Raw genomic sequence first — 19,625 nt, 5'->3', positions numbered from 1 at the left:
AGCCCGATGACCATCGTGCGCACCCAAACCCCGTCGGGCGAGGCGATCGTGATCCTGCCTGAGGCGGAATTCGAGCGGCTGCGAGAACTCGCCGAGGACACGCTCGATGCCCGCTCCGTCGATGCATCCGAAGCGCGCCTGCAGGCCGGCACCGAGGAGTTGCTGGATGAGGCCGACCTCGACGCCCTGCGCGCCGCGCCGAGCCCACTGGCTTTCTGGCGCGAGCGGCGCGGCATGACGGCGGACGCGCTGGCGCAGGCAACGGCCATCCCATCGGATTGGCTCGCAGCGATCGAGCGAGGTGAGCGCTTGGCCGATCCCGCGCTCAACGGGCGATTCGCAACAATCCTCGGCGTGGATGCCGAGGATCTGATGCCGGAGCCAGCCGAGGCGTGAAACCGGCTCACACTACTCACCCCTTCAACGCCGCCAATTCCCCCGGCAGCGCGTAGGCCCATTGGGTGATCGTGCCCGCGCCGAGACACACGACGTAGTCGCCCGGTTGGGCGCGGCCGGCAACCAGCCCGGCGAGATCGTCCGGCGCGTTCAAGGCCAGCGCGTCGCGATGGCCGCGCGACTTGAGGCCAGCCACCAGCGAATCGCGGTCGAAGCCCTCGATCGGCGCCTCGCCCGCCGCGTAGACCGGAGCGACGATGACCGTGTCGGCGTCGTTGAAACAGGTGCAGAAATCCTCGAACAGCGATTGCAGCCGGGTATAGCGGTGCGGCTGGACCACGGCGACGACGTTGCCCTCGGTCGAGGCACGGGCCGCGCGGAGCACCGCCGCGATCTCCACCGGGTGATGGCCGTAATCGTCGAAGATCGTGGCGCCGTTCCACTCCCCGGTGCGGGTGAAGCGGCGCTTGACGCCGCCGAAGCCCGAGAGCGCCTTGCGGATCGCGTCCTCCGAGACCCCGAGTTCGTGGGCCACCGCCAGAGCCGCGGTGGCGTTCAGCGCGTTGTGCTTGCCCGGCATCGGCAGGACGAGATCCTGCATTTCGAGGCGGAAGCCGGGGCGACGATCGCGGATCATGACCCGGAAGCGGCTCTGCCCCCCCTTCAGGTCGATGTCGAGGAGACGCACGTCGGCCTGCGGGTTCTCGCCGTAGGTGATGATGCGCCGGTCCTCGATATGGCCGACGAGGTCCTGCACGATCGGATGATCGATGCACATCACCGCGAAGCCGTAGAACGGGATGTTGTCGATGAAGCGCCGGAAGGCGTCCTTGATGGCGTCGAACGAGCCGAAATGATCGAGATGCTCGGGGTCGATATTGGTGACGATGGCCACGTCGGCCGGCAGCTTCAGGAAGGTGCCGTCGGACTCGTCGGCCTCCACCACCATCCAGTCGCCCGCGCCCATGCGGGCATTGGTGCCGTAGGCGTTGATGATGCCGCCGTTGATCACGGTCGGATCGAGGTTGCCGGCGTCGAGCAGGGTCGCCACGAGCGAGGTCGTCGTGGTCTTGCCATGGGTGCCGGCCACCGCGACGCAGGACTTGAAGCGCATCAGCTCGGCCAGCATCTCGGCGCGGCGCACGACCGGCAGGCGGCGCTCGCGGGCCTCGACCAATTCCGGATTGTCCCGGCGGATCGCGGTCGAGACCACGACGAGGGCCGCATTCTCGACGTTCTCGGCCCGGTGGCCGACGAAGGTGCGAATGCCCTTCTCGGACAGGCGGCGGACATTGGCGTTGTCGTTCGCGTCGGAGCCCTGCACCGTGTAGCCGAGATTGGCCATCACCTCGGCGATGCCGGACATGCCGATGCCGCCGATGCCGATGAAGTGGATGGGGCCGAGCTTTTCGGGCAGCTTCATGTCACGAACCTTCGCGGACCTGGGCGCAAGCGGGCCCCGATGAACTCTTGATCGGATCGCGCCGGTGCGCGATCCGCCCCCGCGATCGCGGGGCGGCGATCGTCCGCCGGTCGCGACGGGTCCACTGGACCTGTCGCACCTAGGATGATGCGGCGGCCGTCTCGACGACGACAGCGGCGAGGCGGTCGGCGGCGTCGAGGATGCTGGCGGTTTTGGCCGCCGCTGCGGCTTGGGTCAATTTCCGGGGCGCGCCGAACAAATCGACGAGTTCGGCGGCGAGGCGATCCGGCGTGAAGGCACTCTGCTGGATGGACAGAGCCGCGCCGATCCCGGCCAATGTCGCGGCGTTGGCCGCCTGATCCTGATCGAGGGCGCCCGGCAGGGGTACCAGGATCGCCGGTCGGCCGATCGCGGCGAGTTCCGAGACGGTCGAGGCGCCCGAGCGTGCCACGACGAGGTGCGCGGCGGCCATGCGACCGGGCAGATCCTTGAAGAACGGTGCCGCCTCGATCCCGCCGAGTCCCATGGCGAGAAAGCGGTTCTGCACCGCCGTCAGATCCTCGGGCCGGGCCTGCTGAACGAGATGAAGGCGGGCCCGCAGATCGCCCGGAAGCTTCTCGAGCGCCGCGGGCACGACCTCGCTCATCACGCGAGCCCCTTGGCTGCCCCCGAAGACGAGAAGGCGCAGCGGAGAATCCGTATCGAGGGCCGGATAGGCCGTGTCGGCGACGGCGAGCACCGCCGGGCGGATCGGGTTTCCGGTATGCACGCGGCGCGCCGTCGCCTTCTCTGGTACGCCCCGCACCTCCTTGAACCCGGTGGCGATGACGCGGGCGCCCTTGGCGAGGAAACCGTTGGCCCGACCCATCACGGCGTTCTGCTCGTGCAGAATCGTCGGCACCTTGAGAAGCTGAGCCGCCAGCATCGGCGGAACGGTCGGGTAACCGCCGAATCCGACGACGGCGGCCGGGTTGAGCCGGCGCACCGCGCGCGCCGCCTGCCCGAAGCCGCGCCCGAGTGTCGCGAAGGCACTGGCCCGCCGCAGCACCGAGCGGCCCGAGGGCGTCGCCGAGGCGATGGTGACGATCTCATCCGCCGGGAAATCGCCCGCGATGGAATCGACCCGCGCATCGGTGGCGAGCGCGACGCGGATGCCGCGCTCCTTCAGGGCGTGGGCGAGACTTTGGGCTGGGAACAGATGTCCGCCCGTCCCACCTGCGCAGACCAGGACCAGGGGGGTGAAAACGGTCACTGCATGATCCCCGGAACCGCCGATGGCAGCGTGCCGGGCGGACGCTGGCTCATCACCGTGGTGCGCGGACGCTTGCGGGTCAGCGCGACGAGAAAGCCCATGCCGAGCGCCAACGAGATCAGCGACGAGCCGCCATACGAGACGAACGGCAGGGTCATGCCCTTGGCCGGCATGAGCTGCGTATTCACGGCCATGTTGATGCAGGCCTGAAGGCCGAACAGAGTGGTCAGACCGGTGATGGCGAGCCTCGCGAAGGTGTCGTCGGTGCGGCGCGCGAGCTTGAGCCCGCGCATGACGATGTAGGCGAAGAGCGCCACGAGGCCCAGGCAGACCAGCACGCCGAACTCCTCGCCGGTGACGGAGAAAATGAAATCGGTATGCGCATCGGGCAGGTGACGCTTGGCCACGCCTTCGCCCGGTCCGGTGCCGAACCAACCGCCGGAATTGAAGGATTCACGCGACCAGAATTCCTGGAAGCTGTCGCCCGAATCGCGATCCATGAATCGGTTGATGCGCTCGCGCACGTGATGAAGGAAAGTATAAGCGGCGAACACGCCGGTGAGGCCGAGGGCGCCCAAACCCGCCACCCAGAACCAGTGCAGGCCGGCGACGAAGAAGAGGGCGCACCACACCATCGTGATCAGCATGGTCTGGCCGAAATCCGGCTGGAGGATCAGCGGAACGATGGTGACCGGCAGGAGCAGAATCGCCAGCAGCCCGCCGGGCATATCGCGGCGCTGCGCCCCTTCGGAGAACGCCCAGGCCGCCACCACCACGAAGGCGGGCTTCACGAATTCGGAGGGCTGGAGGCCGAAGGAACCGAACTGGATCCAGCGATGCGCGCCCTTGATCTCCGGGCCGATCTTTCCCGCCGCAATGCAGAGCGCCACGCCGACGATCCAGGTCACCAGCGCGAAGCGGCGGATATGGCGCACGGACAGAAACGAGACGGCGATGATGAGCAGGATCGTCGGCGCGAGATAGAGCGCTTGGCGGTTCAGGAAGTAGAAGGTCGGCAGTCCGATTCGCTCGGCCACCGGCGGCCCGCCGCCCATCAGGAAGACGAGGCCGGCCACCATCAGGCAGCCGAGGCCTGCGAGCAGGCCGCGATCCACCGTCCACCACCAATCGGCCAGGGGGCTGCGTTCGGCGCGCGACATCATGGCGGGGGCTCGTCTCCGGGGCCATGCTTTCCCGCAACGAGACACGGGCGGCCCGCCCAGATCGTGGAGCGTAAGGGTTAACGGTCTGTTGCCCGGGAGGCTAAACCGTCCGCAGATGTGGACGAAGCCGGCGGTGGCAGAACCTGTCCGATGCCCGAAACGGCGTCGGCGTTGGGATTGCAGGTGATCGGGTCGCTCTCGGTCGAAGACCCTAAAGCTCTCTACCAGACGCGCATTCTCACACAAAATCGCATCCGTACCGTCGATAGACGCTCTCATGGGTGAAAGAACCCTTGGAACGGCGGAGGCGGCACCAGAAACCGAAGGCCAGCGAAAAACATCCGGCCAGCCATGCACATGTGCGCGCGTGCGCCGCTAGGCGCAGGCCGCGCCGCGTGATACTGGCCCCTGCCAACCCGATCCCGCTGGCCGAACGCTTCGGCCCGGCGCTTTCTTCGTCACCGGAGTTGGTTCATGGCCCGTATTAGCGCAGATTCGATCATCGAGGGCCTCACCTTCGACGATGTGTTGCTGCGCCCTGCCGCATCCTCCGTGATGCCGACGGAAGTCGACGTCGCGACGCGGCTGACCCGCACGATCCGCCTCAATCTGCCGATCATCGCTTCGGCGATGGACACGGTCACCGAGGCACCGATGGCCATCGCCATGGCGCAGAATGGCGGGCTGGGCGTCATCCATCGCAATCTCGAGCCGGCCGAGCAGGCCGAGCAGGTCCGCCTCGTCAAGAAGTACGAATCGGGCATGGTGCTTAACCCGATCACCATTCACCCCGACGAGACGCTGGCCGACGCGTTCGAGGTGATGAAGAAGAACCGGATCTCCGGCATTCCGGTGGTCGAGCGCGGCCCCAACGGTTCGCGCGGAAAGCTCGTCGGCATCCTGACGAACCGCGATGTGCGCTTCGCGACCAATACCGGCCAGCCCGTCGCCGAACTCATGACCCGCGATCGGCTCATCACGGTGCGCGAGGGCGTGACGCAGGACGAGGCCAAGCGCCTGCTGCACCAGTTCCGCATCGAGAAGCTGCTGGTGGTCGATGATCACTATCGCTGCATCGGTCTGATCACCGTCAAGGATATCGAGAAGCAGGTCGCCTATCCGAGCGCCGTCAAGGACGAGCAGGGTCGCCTCCGGGTCGCCGCCGCGACCACGACGGGCGATTCCGGGTTCGAGCGGGCCGAGCGGCTGATCGATGCCGGCTGCGATGTCATCGTCGTCGACACCGCCCACGGCCATTCCCGCAAGGTGCTCGACAGCGTCGCCCGGGTGAAGCAGCTCTCGAACGCGGTGCAGATCATCGCTGGCAACGTCGCCACGGCCGAGGGCGCCCGGGCGCTGATCGATGCGGGCGCGGATGCGATCAAGGTCGGTATCGGCCCCGGCTCGATCTGCACCACCCGCATCGTCGCGGGCGTCGGCGTGCCTCAATTGACCGCCCTGATGGAGGCGGTCGAGGCCGCTCAGGGGGCCGATGTTCCGGTGATCGCCGATGGCGGTATCAAGTTCTCGGGCGACCTGGCCAAGGCGATCGCGGCGGGCGCCTCGGTGGCGATGCTGGGCTCGCTGCTGGCGGGCACCGACGAGGCACCGGGCGAGGTCTTCCTGTACCAGGGCCGTTCCTACAAGAGCTACCGCGGCATGGGCTCGGTGGGCGCCATGGCCCGCGGCTCGGCCGATCGCTACTTCCAGGCGGAGGTCAACGACACCCACAAGCTCGTGCCGGAAGGCATCGAGGGACAGGTGCCGTACAAGGGCCCGGTGGCGGCCGTGCTGCATCAGCTCGCCGGCGGTCTGCGCGCCGCCATGGGCTATGTCGGCGCCGCGACCGTGCCGGATTTCCAGGAGCGGGCCCAGTTCGTGCGCATCACCAATGCCGGACTCCGGGAAAGCCACGTCCATGACGTGACGATCACCCGCGAGAGCCCGAACTATCCGAGCCGTGCATGAGGACGCAGCACCGGTCTCCGAGAGGAACCGGTGCCGGATACGACCACCGGCATCGCCGCGCATCCATCGGGGGGCGGCGATGTTCGGATGCCGTGAGGATCGGTGCGTCGATCACAGCCAGATCAGGCTGATCACGAGGATCATGCCCTCGAAGGCGAGCAGCGCCCCGAGAATGTACGGCACCCAAAGTTCCCGGTCGCTGAGTGGATCCGAAGGGTCCTGCCCGATCATCGTCGCCTCCTCGCTCGGGACGAAGAGTAGTCCTGCGCCTTTCGCGACGCGTTGATGTGGATCAGCGATTTTGACCAAAAAATGCTCCGCGCGCCGTGTGGGCGCGGAGCTGAAGTCTCGGGAGAAACCGGCCCCGGCGGCCAAGCACGATCAAGCCACCGGGGTCAGACCGGAACGAGGTCCGGTCTGAGTTCCTTATCGCACGAAGGGTGGATCGAGATCATTCACCTGCGTTGAAGGTCCCAGCCTTTATCTGACTTATAGTTCAGCTCGTCTCGACAGACCTTGTTGTTCGAGCTGATATCGAGAAATCAGCCGTTCTTTCGTACCGTGAACGCTACGGCTTAGGAGTGGCGTCTGCGGATTTCTGCGCTCCAACCTTCTGCTCCATAGTCGCAGCGAAGGCGTCGGGCGAAAGATCGATGAAGCGCCCCATCACCTCCTGGAAATCGGGCTCCTTGTCTGCGGGGGGACAGGAAAAGCCCTTCTTCTGCAATTCGCTGCGCAAGGTCGCCTCGATGGGCGCCATCTCAGGCTGGAGAGCGGCGATCCGGCCCTCGACGGCTGTGCGCTGACGGCCCGTCGAACGGACGTCACATTCCTTAAGGATGCGCTCGACGGCGAGACCGACCACATAGGTGGCGATCCGGGCTTCGGAGGGAGAAGACGGCGCGGGAAGGGCGAGCGTCGCAGCCTTCGGGGCCGCCTTCGCCGGAGCCGCATCGCACCGCCGAAGCGCTTCGTAGCCGGCGGCGAAATCCGGTATCCGGAAATCAGCGTCGCCGTCATCGAACCGCAGAATCACGGTCTTTGCGGCGAGCAGGTCGGGAACGAGGCTATCGGGAAACTGCGCTCGGAGTGTCTTGTCATCACCGGTCCACGTCGCCTTGGTCTTGATCGCCTTCCGGTCAAGGAAAAGGGGCACTTTCACCGCCTCGTCCTTGTCGAAATTCCAACCCTGATAGACCAACACGAGGGTTGCTTTGTTGCCGTCGAGGGCGAAGACCACCGCGTTCACGGCGTTGTTGTCATCCTTGTCCTCGTAAGCATGCGTCATCAAGCATGAATTGGGACCGGTATCGCCGATCGTCCGCTCGACCTCCCAACCCTTCACGACCTCGAACGGCTCGCGCGGCGCCGCGTGGGCCAGGGAGGGAAGGAGCGAAGCAAACAGGGTTGCCGCCAAGATATTGAGTGCGCGCACCGATCATCTCCGATCAACCGGCCAGCACCCAGCTGCGGGTTGCAGGAGGCTTGGCAATTTGACCTTAGCTTCCGGGAGGTTCGGCATCCAAGGCAAATTACGCAGCGCGTGGTTCTCTTCAACCTCTACCGTCGCCGATACTTAACAATCGCCGTTACAAGCAGTGATTTCAAGAAAAACGCGCCCGGATCGGGTTGGACGCGGCGCTGAAGGTGCGCCGCCAACCGTCTGTGCCAATTGCTTAACGGCACAAGCGAACTATTCGCCGCCCCGCGTGTGAATTCGCACTGCAATCAGGCCTTCGGCGGCGCAATGATGAATTTGCGGTAAAAATGTGGAGAGTAGGTGGAACTTACGCCTGCTTTCCACGTTCTTCACACCAAGTCGAGCTTGTGCTCGGCGGCCGCATGCCCCGCTCAGGGGTGGGAGCCGGTCATGCCCATCTTCGAAGCGAAGAATTTGCCTGCACACGACGAGGATTCGGACGTCCTCGCGCTCATTCTCCACCCGACACCTGCGGCCCGCGAAGAAGCGCGAGAGAGGGGAAGGGCTCGGATCGAGCGGACAACGATGCTCGCGGAGTTGGCTCCGGCCGTCCCGGGCACGACGCTCGCGACGTTCAACGCTCGCGATATCGCGCCCGCCGTCTAGCTCCGTCGTTCGATCACCAGGATTGGGGTGTAATCACGCCCTGTCGCGTGACCACGACCCAGCTGCGACCCCGGCGCTCGATCGTCTCGACCCGCCCGAGTCCCGGCACCGTATCTCCAGCGCCAACCTCGACCAAACGCCTGCGCCGGTCTTCGAGGATGGCGACGCCATCGTAGACGTCGCGCAACGCCCAACTGTCGACGGTCTCGGATTTCGGCCGATCCGGCAAGCTGCTCGTCTGCACCGGATCCGACCGCGTCTCCACCTTCTCGACCTTTGTCTCCGGCTTGGGAAGGACGGTGGCGGTTGCCTGAAGCTTCTTGTCCACCAGACCGGTCAGGCCGGCGAGACGTGCGCTCTGGTCGCGCTCGGATTGGGCGACGGCCTCAGACAGGGTCGCCAAGCGCTTATCGAGTCCCTGCTCCAAGCGGCCGATCCGATCGCCGAGCGTCCCGCTCAGCGTCTTGGTCTCGGTTCGAACCGCCTCGCTCGCTTCGCGCAAGGCCGATGTCGTGCGGGCGAGACGCTCCACATCCTGCGACAGCCGAAGCGTCTCGGCGCGTCCGGCTTCGATCCCGGCCCGCAGATGCGACAGCGCTTCACCGGATCGCTCCCGCGGCGCGGGCGCCACACCCAGTCCGATGCCGATCCCGACGATCAGCGCCGCGCCGGAGAATGCAGCGAGCCGACCGTTGACCCCGAGCCGGAAGGCCCGGCGCGTCGGCACCGGGGCCGCGGGCCCGCTCTCCGCCAGTGGCGGCTTCGCGACCGCCGCAGTCACGGCCTGCTTCAGCATCTCTTCCGGTGAAACCTTGCCCGTGGAGGCCGCCTTGTCCGATCCGACCGTCTCCACCATGACCCTGGCTTTCCTGATGCACGATCTGCACAGCGTGAGGTCCGGCCGGGCTCGCTGAGCCGCATCGCCGCCGCACGCGAGGCGTGAGAGCGGCCTCCGCGCATTCGCCACGCCTCACGAGCGATGCTGCGATCCGGTCCGATGTCCTAAGACGATGTTAGGGATGTCTGTTTACCGAAAGGTTACCATAACTTCGCAGGCCGCCGGCAGAGCACGGATGCGACCGAAGCCTCGCGCGAGCGAAACACTCGCCCGCCGCGATGATGGGCTTTCGATGCTGTTCAGGACCGACGCCTCGAATGCCCTGGCTCTCGCTTGGTGTTACGAGAAGCGGAGATTCTGCCGCGAGAGCTGATCGATCGAGGCACATCCCATCAGACGCATGTCGCGCTCGATCTCGGTCCGCATCAGTTCAAGGGCTCGTTCCACGCCCTCCTGCCCGGCGGCCGCCAGGGGAAAGAGGTAATAGCGGCCGAGGCCGACGGCCTTCGCCCCGACGGAGAGAGCCTTCAGCACATGGGTGCCGCGCTGCACGCCGCCATCCATGATCACATCGATCCGGTCGCCGACCGCGTCGACGATCTCGGCGAGTTGGTCGAAGGCCGTGCGCGAGCCGTCGAGCTGCCGACCGCCGTGGTTCGACAGAATGATGCCCGTGCAGCCGATCTCGACGGCGCGCTTGGCATCCTCCACCGACATGACCCCCTTCAGGCAGAACTGGCCGCCCCATTCCCGGACCATTGCGGCGACGTCGTCCCACGACATGCTGGGATCGAGCATTTCGGTGAAGTAGCGGCTGATCGACAGCGCGCCGCCGCCCATATCCACGTGGCCGTCGAGCTGCGGCAGCTTGAAGCTTTCATGAATCGCGTAATTGATGGCCCAGGTCGGCTTGAGCGCGAATTGCATCATGCCGCCCAGCGTGAGCCGGAAGGGAATCGAGAAGCCGGTCCGCTTGTCGCGCTCGCGATTGCCGCCGGTGATGCTGTCCACCGTCAGCATCATCACCTGAATGCCCGCCTCCTTGGCGCGGGCCATCATCGCCCGGTTCAGGCCACGGTCCTTGTGGAAGTAGAACTGGTAGACCTGCGGACCGCCGCTGAGGCGGCGCGCCTCTTCGAGGCTGACGGTTCCAAGCGACGAGACACCGAACATCGTCCCGAACTTGCCCGCTGCCGCCGCCACGGCACGCTCCCCACGGTGGTGGAACAGCCGCTGCAGGGCCGTGGGCGAACAATAGACCGGCATAGCGAGCTTCTGGCCCATGACCGTCACCGACATGTCGATGTCGCCGACGCCGCGCAGCACGTTCGGGATCAGATCGCAGGCGTCGAACGCCGTCGTGTTGCGCCGGTAGGTGTCCTCGTCGTCCGCCCCCCCATCGATGTAATCGAAGATCGGCCCCGGCAGACGGCTCTTCGCCATCCGCCGGAAGTCGTGGAAGTTGTGGCAGCTGTTCAGTCGCATCACGGGTCCCTGCGGGCGCAACGCGCCCTCGTCGGATCGAAAGGAGGCCAGTCGCAGAAGCTCGCATCCGGCCCGAAAGCGTCACGGCACGACAGTTGCGCCGATCATCGTGGAGGACGGCATCCAAATCTCACGCATCGCCGGTCTACCGCGGAAGACGTCCGAGAGCGGCCAGATTTGAGAGACGCCGTGACCCGGAATGTCGGCGACGGGCCGGTTGCTGCCTCTCGGCGCTCTCCCCCCAGAACCGTTGCCTCGACGACATCTTGGTCGACCGCCCCGCAGCTCTCCACGGTTTCGAATCCCCGCACTTCGGTCGCCAACGTTCACACGTCTCATCGCGCCGGCGACGGGTTCGGGCGAACCGACCGGCACGGATGCCTCTCGTCTTGGTAAAATGATTTGACCAGGGGCGTCAATTGGATCTCTGACTTTCCCAGGCTATCCTGCGGCAGGCCTCCTCACGAGGAAGCCGATCACAATGGTGCGGGTCATGGAGCAGAACGGTCTCAGAGGGGCGAGCGTCGCGGAGAGCGCGGCACGTCATCTGAAAGAGCTGATCGTCGAAGGCGCGCTCAACCCCGGCGATCTTCTGCTGTCGGAGCGGGATCTGGCGCAGCAACTCAATGTCTCCCGTCCGACTTTGCGCCAAGGGATCCGGATGCTTGAGGAGGAAGGACTCATCGTCGCGACATCGTCGGGTCGCTCGATCGCGCCACTCGGGCGGGACATCGCCGATCCGTTGATCGCGCTCATCGCCTCGCATGCGGAGGTCGTGGACGATTACCTGGAGTTCAGGGCGACCACGGAGCGGATGGCGGCGCGGCTCTCTGCCGAGCGGGCCAACGCCGTCGATCGCGAACGGTTGACGACCTGCATGGCGCGTATCGACCGGGCACACGATGGCGGTGATGCGCGAGACGAGGCCGAAGCGGACATCGATTTCCACATCGCGCTCTACGAGGCCAGCCACAACCTCGTCGTCCTGCACACGATGCGGGCCCTCTCCGGATTGCTGCGCCGGGGCGTGATCGAGAACCGCGAGACTCTGTTCGCGCGGCCGGAGACGCGCGATCGCCTGCGAGCGCAGCATCGAGAGATCTACGAGGCCATCATGGCCGGTGACGGGGCGGCGGCGGCCGAAGCCGCGGAAGCGCATATCCACTACACCCACCGCGCCCTCAACGAAGTCAAGGCCGCGGAGGCTCGCCTTCAGGTCTCGCTCCGCCGCCTGAATGGCGGGCGTGTCTCGGCGGGCCGCAAAGGCGAGGTCTGAAGGCGCCGCAGAAGCGTGAAGCCTTCGGGCGCCGTGGGGCACGCATCCGGCAGTGCCATCGCCGGCCAGGGGGTTCAGGCGTCGGACGCGACCTGTCCGGCGAGCGTCCGCGAGCGCCGCTCCCGCTCTGCCCTGTCGAAGAACGGCAGGCGCAGCCGAGCGACGGCGGGATAGACCGTTGGTAGGACGATCAGGGTCAGGATGGTCGCAGTGATCAGGCCGCCGATCACCACCGTGGCGAGCGGGCGCTGCACCTCGGCGCCGGCACCGGTCGAGAGGGCCATCGGCAGGAAGCCGAGCGTCGCCACGAGCGCCGTCGTCACGACCGGCCGCAGGCGCATCTCCGCCGCGCGCATCGCCGCCGCACGGGGCCCGAGGCCGGCCCGTTCGAGGTCGCGGATATAGCTCACCAGCACCACGCCATTGAGAACCGCAATGCCGAAGGTGGCGATGAAGCCCACCGCAGCTGAGACGGAGAAGGGCATGTCGCGCACCGCGAGCGCAACGATGCCACCGGTGGCCGCCATCGGCACGTTGAGGAAGATCAGCCCGGCGAGACGGATATCGGAGAACATCACGACCAGAAGCACGACGATTGCCGCCATGGCCGCCGGCACGACCACAGACAGGCGGGCGGCCGCCGCCTGTAGATTCTGGAATTGACCACTCCATTCCAGGGCGTAGCGCGGCGGCAGGGAAACCTGCGCCGAGACGGCGGCCTGAGCCTGGGTAACGAAGCTCTGCACGTCCCGCCCACGCACATTGGCCTGGACCGAGATGCGTCGTTGCAGCCGGTCGCGGCTGATCTGGGCCGGACCGGAAGTGACCTCGACGCTGGCAACGAGCGAGAGCGGCACGAGCGCCCTGCCGTTGCGACCCACCGGAAGGGCCCGAATGCGCTCGAGATCGTCGCGGTCGCTCGCGGCGAGCCTCACGACGATGTCGGTGATGGCATTGTCGTCCCGATAGACCATTCCGGCGGTACGTCCGCCGATCGCCTCGACGGTGTCGAGCACCTCGCTCACGTTGACGCCGTAGCGGGCAGCAGCAGCACGGTCGATTTGGATCGACAGCGCCGGCATGCCCGCTTGCGCTTCCGCCTTCACATCGGCGGCGCCGGGAATGGCCGACACGGTGCGCACGATGGCATCGGCCCGCTCCTTCAAGACGGCGAGGTCATCCCCGTAGAGGCTGATCGCCACGTCCCCGCGCACCCCCTCGGTCAGGTCGTCCATGCGCATCTGGATCGGCTGCGAGAAGGAATAGGCCACGCCCGGGACTTCCTCGGCCAGGCGCTTCGCGAAGGCGGCGACGAGGCCATCCTGCGTCGTCGCGGTCGTCCAGCTCCGCGGATCGGTAAGCGTGACGAAACTGTCGGTCGCTTCGACGCCCATGGGGTCGGTCGGGATCTCGGCACTGCCCGTCAGCGAGACCACCCGCTTCACCTCCGGGAAGGTTTTGAGCGCGGCCTCGATGTGGCGCACCGTCTGGAGCGAGGCGGCGAGATTAATACCGGGCAGCTTCTCGGACGTGACGACGATCGAACCCTCGGACAGCTTGGGCAGAAACTCGCCGCCGAGCCGGGTGGCGACGAGGCAGCTTGCCCCGAACACACCGAGCGTCACCAGAACGGTGACACCGGCGTGCCGCTCCGCCCATTGCAGGATCGGTGCGTAGAGCCACCGGAATCCCAGAACGAGGCGCGTTTCCCGTTCGCCGATTCCCGGCCCGGCGAGGGCGAGCGCCGCAAGCACCGGGATCAGGGTCATGGTGAGGACGAGCGAGCCGGCGAGCGCCAGGATCACGGCCAGGGCCATCGGCCGGAACATCTTCCCCGCCACGCCGTCGAGCGCCAGGATCGGCAGATAGACCAGAATGATGATCGCCACCGCGAACAGGATCGGCTGGGCGACCTCGGCGGCGGCATCGCGGATCACGTCGAGGGCCGGGCGCTCAGGATGCTCCCCGCGGGCGCGCATCACGTTCTCGACCATGACGACGGCACCGTCGACGATCAGACCGAAATCGATCGCGCCGAGGCTCATCAGATTGCCCGACAGGCCGAGCGCCCGCATCCCGGCGAAGGCGATGAGCATGGAGAGTGGGATCGCGACGGCGACGACGAGCCCGGCGCGAAGGTTGCCGAGCAGGAGGAGCAGCACCACGATGACGAGGACGGCACCCTCGGTTCCGTTGAGCACGACCGTGTGAATCGTCCGGTCGACCAAGCTGGATCGATCGTAGAACGGCCTGATCTCGATGCCCGGCGGCAATTGCGGGCGCAATTCCTCGATCGTGGCCTTCACCCGGCTCACGACGGCGCTCGCATTCTCCCCCTGCTGCATCATGGCGATGCCGACCACGGTTTCGCCGGCCGCGTCGCGGGTGACCGCGCCCAGCCGCACCTTTGGGGCCTCGACCACGGCGCCGAGATCGGCCACGGTCACCGGCACCCCCCCGGCCTGGGTGGTGACCACGATGGTGGCGATATCGGCCGGATCCTTGGCGAGCCCGAGCCCGCGGATCACCTGCTGCTGGTCGTTATGCTCCAGATAGGCCCCGCCGCGGGCCATGTTGTTCTCGGCCAATGCCGCGTAGACCTGGGCGAGGGTCACGCCGTACCGATGGAGCGCCTGAGCCGAGACCTGCACTTCGTAGGTCGGCATCTCGCCGCCATAGATGTTCACGTCGGCGATACCGGGGGTCAGCTTCAGCCGCGGCGCGATCGTCCATTGCAGGATGCGCTTGAGCTCCATCGGCGGGTAGGCCGGCCCGCGCAACTCGAATTGGTAGATTTCGCCGAGGCCCGTCGCCATCGGTCCCATCTGCGGCTCACCGACGCCCGTGGGCATCATCGCCTTGGCCTGAGACAGGCGCTGGAACACTTGATCGCGCGCTTGCGTGATCGGCATGCTCTCCTCGAACGTCACGTAGACGGCCGAAACGCCGAAGCGCGAGGTGGAGCGAAGATTGAGGAGCCCCGGCGCTCCCGCCATGGCGCTCTCGACCGGGAAGCTTACCAGCCGCTCGACTTCCAGCGGTCCGAGCCCGGGCGAGAGGGTGAGGATCATCACCTGCTTGGGCGAGATGTCGGGGACCGCGTCGATCGACAGGCCCTCAATGTTGGCAATTCCCCCCGCCGTTCCCAACACCATGAGGACCAGAACGAGCCAGCGGCGGCGGATCAGAAGCGCGAACCAAGCCGTCATGGCGCCCTCACTCCGCCCCACCGAGCAGCGCCCACAGGAGGATCGCCTTGAGCCCGAAGCTTCCTTGCGTCGCCACGCTTTCGCCCACAGTGATACCCGAGCGAATCTCCACCCAATCGGCACGCTGGACGCCGAGGATCAGCGACCGCTTCTCGAAGCGGTCGGGCGCCGTGCGGACGAACGCGATGGGACCCGCTTCCGTCTGCTGCAAAGCAGCCGCCGGGACCGTCACGCCCGAACGTCCCAAATCGGCGGCGATCTCGACGGAGACGAACATATTCGCGCGGAGCAAGCCGTCCGGATTGGCGATCTCGATCCGAGCCGGGGCGGTGTTGGTCGCAGGGTCGACCGCAGCGTTCACCGACCGCACCTGCCCCTCGAAGCGCGGATGGTCGGGGATCGGCGCCTGCACGGTGACCGTGTCACCGGCTTTCACCCTGGCGATGTCAGCGCCGTAGAGATTGGCCAGAACCACCACCCGCGAGGGGTCCGCGACGGTGAAGGCATCGCGCTCGCTTTCGACGACCTCGCCGAGGGTGAGATTCGCATTCGTCACCACCCCATCGATCGGCGCGACGATGGCGCTCACGCTCGATCCGGCCCCCGGCTCCGGTGCGAGCCGGTCGTATTGTGCCCGGTAGAGATCGACCTTGGCCTGAGCCGAGAGCGCCGCGGCATGCGCCTTGGCGAGATCGACCTGACGCCGATCGACCTCCACCTGCGCGACCCCGCCGATCTTCAGCAAATCCTGGCCGCGCCGTAGGTTGGTCTCGGCGACCCTTTCCGTCGCCTGCGTCTCGACGAGGGCGGCGCGGGCCTCGTCCAGACCGCTGCGCGCTTCCAGCACGCCCGCCGCGTCGAGGGTGGCGAGCGTCTGTCCGGCGCGAACGGCATCGCCCGGTTGGACTTCGAGACCGACGACGCGCCCCTGGGTGCGCGGCCTGAGGCGTGTGACGCGCCGCTCGTCGAAGGCGACGGTGCCGGGCGCGCGCACCGGGAGAATGATCGGCCGGATGCTCGCTTCGCCGAAGGCGAGCCCGATCCGCGCCTGCCCGGCACGGTCGAGGGTCACGACATTCGGTTCGGAAGCGGCCTCGGCGGGATCCTCCGCGACGGGCCGGCTCGCTTCCCATGCGGTCGGTCCGAGCCGAGCCATGATCGGCGCGCGATACATCCAGCCGAGACCACAGACGACGAGTCCAGCAAGAAGCGCGACCACGGCGCGTTCCGGACGCGCGCCGCCCGGTCTGCGGCCGGGTGGGCGGGGATGCGGATCAGTCTCCGCTCGGTTCGAGTCGTCAGGGCGCGGGTCGCTCGCCAAAGTGGCCCGCGCGACATTCTCCACGGTCAAAAGCACGACCGCACCTGCCCCATCTCGTTGACATGGCCGAGGACCTAAGCGCTCCACCCGGCGGCGCCATTAAATTCGGGTTCATGATCGGCTGTACCCGCAGACAGTCGCGTCGATTTGCGACAAGCAGTCTTGATCCGGCGAAGGCGGTGGAGACCGTGGCTAAACTCTTATTGATCGAAGACGATGCCGAGACGGCGGATGCGATCCTCGGTGACCTGACCCAACGCGGCCACGGCCTTGTCTGGGCGAATACGGGGCTGGAAGGCGCCGCCCGCGCACGGGCCGAGCCGTTCGACGCGCTCATCCTCGACCGGATGCTGCCCGAACGCGACGGTCTCAGTCTCCTGCAGGATCTGCGCAGTGAGGGACATCGCGTGCCGGCCCTCGTGCTGAGCGCCCTCGGCACGGTCGACGAGCGCATCCGCGGATTGCGGGCCGGCGGGGACGACTATCTCGCGAAGCCCTTCGTGCTCGCGGAACTCGCCGCCCGCCTCGAAGCCATTTTGCGCCGTCCCGCCGACACCCGAGCGACGCTGCTGCGGGTGGGCGATCTCGAAATCGATCTGATTGCCGGTACGGGCCGTCGCGGAACCCGCGCGCTCGATCTGCTGCCGCGTGAACTCAAGCTCCTCGAATACTTGATGCGCCGCCCGGGCCAGGTGGTGACCCGCGCGCTTCTGTTCGAAGAAGTCTGGAACTACCGGTTCACGCCGAAGTCCAACCTCATCGACGTTCACGTCGGCCGTCTGCGGCGGAAGCTGGAATCGGAGGGCGAGACCACCGTCCTTCACAGCGTGCGCGGCATCGGCTTCGCGCTCATGCCCGATGACTAGTCTATTCCGCTCCACACGTGCCCGCTGGGCCGGCGGTATCGCGCTGTGGTCCGTCCTGCTGGCGCTCGCCACCTTCGGCTTCGTCTACTGGCAGACCGCGAGCTTCCTGCGCGAGGAACTGGCCGAGACGCTCCGGCTCGAAGTCCGCGCCACCGCGGCCGACCCCGATGCCGCCGCGGGGCGGGTCGATGCCTGGATCGCGATGGACCTCCATGCCCGGCATGCCGGGGGATTGTTCACGGCGAAGGGGCAGCGAATTTCGGGCAATCTTCCAGTCCTGCCGATGAACCTGACGCCGGACGGGGACGCCTACCGTGTTCGGGCGCGGGTCGATCTCGGAGAACGCGTGATCGACGACGAAGTCTGGGCGACGGCCCTCGCCTTGTCGGATGGACGCATCGTCGTGATCGCCCATGACACCGACGAGATCGACCGGGTGCGGGCGACGAGCCTGCGCGCCCTCGGCCTCGGCCTGCTGCCGACGCTGATCGTGTCCAGTCTAGGCGGGCTGATCCTCGCGGACCGCGCCCGACGCCGACTCGGAGCGACGCAGATTGCCTTGGACCGGGTGATGCAGGGCGATCTCCGGCAGCGGTTGCCGATCGGCGAACGGGGCGACGAATTCGATCGGCTGGCCGGCAACGTCAACCGCATGCTCGACGAAATCGAGCGCCTTCTCGGCGAGGTGAGCAGCGTCGGCGACGCCATCGCCCACGACCTTCGCACGCCGCTGACGCGGCTCCGCGCGCGCTTGGAACGGACCCGGGATGGAGCGGTCAGCGTCGCCGAGTTTCGCGACGCGATCGATCAGGGCCTAGCCTGGATCGACCAGACGCTGACGATGGTCACCGCGGTGCTCCGCATCGGCGAAATCGAGCACAAACGTCGATTCGCCGGCTTCGCCCCGGTCGAGCTTCCGCAATTGGTCCGGGAAGTCTTCGAGTTTTTCGAACCATTCGCCGAGGACAAGGCGGTCGTCCTCGAGCTCGCCATCGCTCCGGCGGTTACACCTGTTCACGGAGATCGCGATCTGCTGTTCGAGGCGCTCTCGAACCTCGTCGAGAATGCGGTGAAGTTCACGCCGGAGGGAGGTCGCGTCCGCATCGAACTGGTCGTCTCCGGTACGGGGCCGATCGTTTCGGTGGCGGATTCCGGTCCCGGCATTCCCGCTGGCGAGCGGGAGCGCGTGTTCCGTCGTTTCTATCGCGCCGAGAGGGCTCGTCTGACGCCCGGCCACGGCCTGGGTCTCGGGCTCGTTGCCGCCATCACCCAGTTGCACGGCTTCGGAATCGAAGTCGGCCCATCCACCGAAGGTGGCGCCCGCTTCACCATCGTCTGCCGCGATGCCGGGACGCCCCGCGCACAGGAAGCGGCTCCGCGTTTGCCGGCGGCGTCGGAGAGCCTGTGATGGCCGACAATCGAGCGCTGGAGGCTGGCTGAGCAATGCCTACTTAGAATAGATCAGAAATAAGACTTGTTCGATTGTCTCCAGCCCTCAAATTTGGTCCGCGACATCGCCATCGATTGGACTTATCGAGGTTTTGAGAGTGCAGGCGATCTACCGTCATTCTCATTTCCGAGAAGCGGTGTCCGCATCGGACCCACCGCCAGGGTTTTGCAATCATGCGTGCCATTCATGCGGAACAGCATCTGATCGACCGGGTCGGCTGGCTGCGCGCCGCCGTGCTCGGAGCCAATGACGGCCTCGTCTCGACGGCGAGCCTGATCGTCGGCGTCGCGGCATCCGCTGCCGGCTCCGGCGAGGTCTTGATCGCGGGATGTGCCGGTCTCGTCGCGGGAGCGATGTCGATGGCGGCGGGCGAATACGTGTCCGTCAGCTCCCAGGCCGATACCGAACAGGCCGATCTCGAACGGGAGCGGCGCGAATTGGCGACCGACCCGGCGGCCGAGCAGGAAGAACTGGCCCGCATCTACGTCGAACGGGGATTGAACGCCGACCTTGCGCGCCGGGTGGCCGAACAGCTCATGGCCAAGGACGCGCTCGGCGCCCATGCACGCGACGAACTCGGCCTGTCCGAAATCACCGCGGCACGTCCGGTCCAGGCCGCCCTCACATCCGCCGCAACCTTCTCGGCCGGTGCCGCTCTTCCGCTGCTCGTCGCCGTTGTCTCGCCGCCTGCCATCACGCTCTACACCGTCTCCGCGGCATCGCTGATCTTCCTGGCTGTCCTCGGCGCCCTGGGCGCCAGAGCCGGCGGAGCACCGGTTTTGAGAGCCACGGCGCGCGTGGCTTTCTGGGGTGCGCTCGCCATGGCCGTGACCGCCGGCATTGGCGGCCTCGTTGGAAAGGCGGTGTGAAAAGCCCGAGACCGATCTTCGAG

General features: G+C 66.8%; 15 protein-coding genes. 7 read left to right on the top strand and 8 right to left on the bottom strand.

Features of this window, described 5'->3' with window-relative positions:
* Window positions 1-6: 6 nt before the first annotated feature.
* The gene (locus MFF26_RS07790; RefSeq protein WP_137827825.1) at window positions 7-396 is read left to right on the top strand and encodes a helix-turn-helix domain-containing protein; all 390 of its coding nucleotides are present in this window, start codon (window positions 7-9) and stop codon (window positions 394-396) included.
* Window positions 397-412: 16 nt separating this feature from the next.
* On the opposite strand, the gene murC is transcribed toward MFF26_RS07790, so the two are convergent.
* The 3 genes from murC to MFF26_RS07775 form a co-directional block, all read right to left on the bottom strand.
* Window positions 413-1,819 carry a UDP-N-acetylmuramate--L-alanine ligase gene (gene murC, locus MFF26_RS07785; protein ID WP_137827824.1) on the bottom strand — a complete coding sequence of 469 codons (1,407 nt, stop codon included), beginning with the start codon at window positions 1,817-1,819 and terminating at the stop codon, window positions 413-415.
* A gap of 139 nt (window positions 1,820-1,958) precedes the next feature.
* On the bottom strand, window positions 1,959-3,071 hold the full coding sequence (gene murG / locus MFF26_RS07780; protein WP_137827823.1) for an undecaprenyldiphospho-muramoylpentapeptide beta-N-acetylglucosaminyltransferase: 1,113 nt from the start codon (window positions 3,069-3,071) through the stop codon (window positions 1,959-1,961).
* Window positions 3,068-4,234 carry an FtsW/RodA/SpoVE family cell cycle protein gene (locus tag MFF26_RS07775; protein ID WP_137827822.1) on the bottom strand — a complete coding sequence of 389 codons (1,167 nt, stop codon included), beginning with the start codon at window positions 4,232-4,234 and terminating at the stop codon, window positions 3,068-3,070. Before MFF26_RS07775 ends, murG begins: the two co-directional genes overlap by 4 nt.
* Window positions 4,235-4,708: 474 nt before the next feature.
* Between MFF26_RS07775 and guaB the strand changes: the two genes are divergently transcribed.
* Complete coding sequence (guaB, locus tag MFF26_RS07770) at window positions 4,709-6,202, top strand: IMP dehydrogenase (protein ID WP_137827821.1); 1,494 nt, start codon at window positions 4,709-4,711, stop codon at window positions 6,200-6,202.
* 568 nt (window positions 6,203-6,770) lie between these two features.
* On the opposite strand, the gene MFF26_RS07765 is transcribed toward guaB, so the two are convergent.
* The gene (locus MFF26_RS07765) at window positions 6,771-7,451 is read right to left on the bottom strand and encodes a hypothetical protein (RefSeq protein WP_238307860.1); all 681 of its coding nucleotides are present in this window, start codon (window positions 7,449-7,451) and stop codon (window positions 6,771-6,773) included.
* Window positions 7,452-8,072: 621 nt separating this feature from the next.
* Between MFF26_RS07765 and MFF26_RS07760 the strand changes: the two genes are divergently transcribed.
* On the top strand, window positions 8,073-8,288 hold the full coding sequence (locus MFF26_RS07760; protein WP_137827819.1) for a hypothetical protein: 216 nt from the start codon (window positions 8,073-8,075) through the stop codon (window positions 8,286-8,288).
* Window positions 8,289-8,301: 13 nt separating this feature from the next.
* On the opposite strand, the gene MFF26_RS07755 is transcribed toward MFF26_RS07760, so the two are convergent.
* Together MFF26_RS07755 and MFF26_RS07750 are read right to left on the bottom strand one after the other, a co-directional pair.
* A complete protein-coding gene (locus MFF26_RS07755) occupies window positions 8,302-9,144 on the bottom strand; it encodes a hypothetical protein (RefSeq protein WP_137827818.1) in 843 nt (280 codons plus the stop codon).
* A 321-nt stretch (window positions 9,145-9,465) separates the two neighbouring features.
* Window positions 9,466-10,611 (bottom strand): alpha-hydroxy acid oxidase, encoded by a 1,146-nt coding sequence (locus MFF26_RS07750; protein WP_137827817.1) that lies wholly within the window; start codon window positions 10,609-10,611, stop codon window positions 9,466-9,468.
* A gap of 481 nt (window positions 10,612-11,092) precedes the next feature.
* On the opposite strand from MFF26_RS07750, the gene MFF26_RS07745 reads away from it, so the two are divergent.
* Window positions 11,093-11,887, top strand: a complete 795-nt coding sequence (locus MFF26_RS07745; protein ID WP_238307859.1) for an FCD domain-containing protein — start codon at window positions 11,093-11,095, stop codon at window positions 11,885-11,887.
* A 74-nt stretch (window positions 11,888-11,961) separates the two neighbouring features.
* Here the strand turns inward: MFF26_RS07745 and MFF26_RS07740 are convergent, their stop codons facing one another.
* Window positions 11,962-15,096, bottom strand: coding sequence for an efflux RND transporter permease subunit (locus MFF26_RS07740; protein ID WP_238307858.1), 3,135 nt, complete (start codon window positions 15,094-15,096; stop codon window positions 11,962-11,964).
* A 7-nt stretch (window positions 15,097-15,103) separates the two neighbouring features.
* On the bottom strand, window positions 15,104-16,315 hold the full coding sequence (locus MFF26_RS07735; protein WP_238307857.1) for an efflux RND transporter periplasmic adaptor subunit: 1,212 nt from the start codon (window positions 16,313-16,315) through the stop codon (window positions 15,104-15,106).
* Window positions 16,316-16,605: 290 nt separating this feature from the next.
* Between MFF26_RS07735 and MFF26_RS07730 the strand changes: the two genes are divergently transcribed.
* The 3 genes from MFF26_RS07730 to MFF26_RS07720 all read left to right on the top strand — a co-directional run bounded on the left by MFF26_RS07730 (window position 16,606) and on the right by MFF26_RS07720 (window position 19,602).
* Complete coding sequence (locus tag MFF26_RS07730; protein ID WP_137827815.1) at window positions 16,606-17,283, top strand: response regulator transcription factor; 678 nt, start codon at window positions 16,606-16,608, stop codon at window positions 17,281-17,283.
* A complete protein-coding gene (locus MFF26_RS07725) occupies window positions 17,276-18,691 on the top strand; it encodes a sensor histidine kinase (RefSeq protein WP_137827814.1) in 1,416 nt (471 codons plus the stop codon). The genes MFF26_RS07730 and MFF26_RS07725 overlap by 8 nt, the downstream gene beginning before the upstream one ends.
* Before the next feature lie 215 nt (window positions 18,692-18,906).
* On the top strand, window positions 18,907-19,602 hold the full coding sequence (locus tag MFF26_RS07720) for a VIT1/CCC1 transporter family protein (protein ID WP_137827813.1): 696 nt from the start codon (window positions 18,907-18,909) through the stop codon (window positions 19,600-19,602).
* Window positions 19,603-19,625: the final 23 nt, after the last annotated feature.

It is taken from the genome of Methylorubrum suomiense (assembly GCF_022179765.1).
Lineage (GTDB): Bacteria > Pseudomonadota > Alphaproteobacteria > Rhizobiales > Beijerinckiaceae > Methylobacterium > Methylobacterium suomiense.
Note: the sequence above shows the minus strand (reverse complement) of the source record. Positions and strands in the feature narration are given on the sequence as shown.

What these genes read in the sequence shown, in the direction of transcription:
- MFF26_RS07720 (WP_137827813.1), top strand. Translation starts at nt 18,907, where the DNA reads ATGCGTGCCATTCATGCGGAACAGCATCTGATCGACCGGGTCGGCTGG.
- MFF26_RS07740 (WP_238307858.1), bottom strand. Translation starts at nt 15,096, where the DNA reads ATGACGGCTTGGTTCGCGCTTCTGATCCGCCGCCGCTGGCTCGTTCTG.
- MFF26_RS07755 (WP_137827818.1), bottom strand. Translation starts at nt 9,144, where the DNA reads ATGGTGGAGACGGTCGGATCGGACAAGGCGGCCTCCACGGGCAAGGTT.
- murC (WP_137827824.1), bottom strand. Translation starts at nt 1,819, where the DNA reads ATGAAGCTGCCCGAAAAGCTCGGCCCCATCCACTTCATCGGCATCGGC.
- MFF26_RS07750 (WP_137827817.1), bottom strand. Translation starts at nt 10,611, where the DNA reads ATGCGACTGAACAGCTGCCACAACTTCCACGACTTCCGGCGGATGGCG.
- guaB (WP_137827821.1), top strand. Translation starts at nt 4,709, where the DNA reads ATGGCCCGTATTAGCGCAGATTCGATCATCGAGGGCCTCACCTTCGAC.
- MFF26_RS07725 (WP_137827814.1), top strand. Translation starts at nt 17,276, where the DNA reads ATGACTAGTCTATTCCGCTCCACACGTGCCCGCTGGGCCGGCGGTATC.
- MFF26_RS07790 (WP_137827825.1), top strand. Translation starts at nt 7, where the DNA reads ATGACCATCGTGCGCACCCAAACCCCGTCGGGCGAGGCGATCGTGATC.
- MFF26_RS07775 (WP_137827822.1), bottom strand. Translation starts at nt 4,234, where the DNA reads ATGATGTCGCGCGCCGAACGCAGCCCCCTGGCCGATTGGTGGTGGACG.
- MFF26_RS07760 (WP_137827819.1), top strand. Translation starts at nt 8,073, where the DNA reads ATGCCCATCTTCGAAGCGAAGAATTTGCCTGCACACGACGAGGATTCG.
- MFF26_RS07745 (WP_238307859.1), top strand. Translation starts at nt 11,093, where the DNA reads ATGGTGCGGGTCATGGAGCAGAACGGTCTCAGAGGGGCGAGCGTCGCG.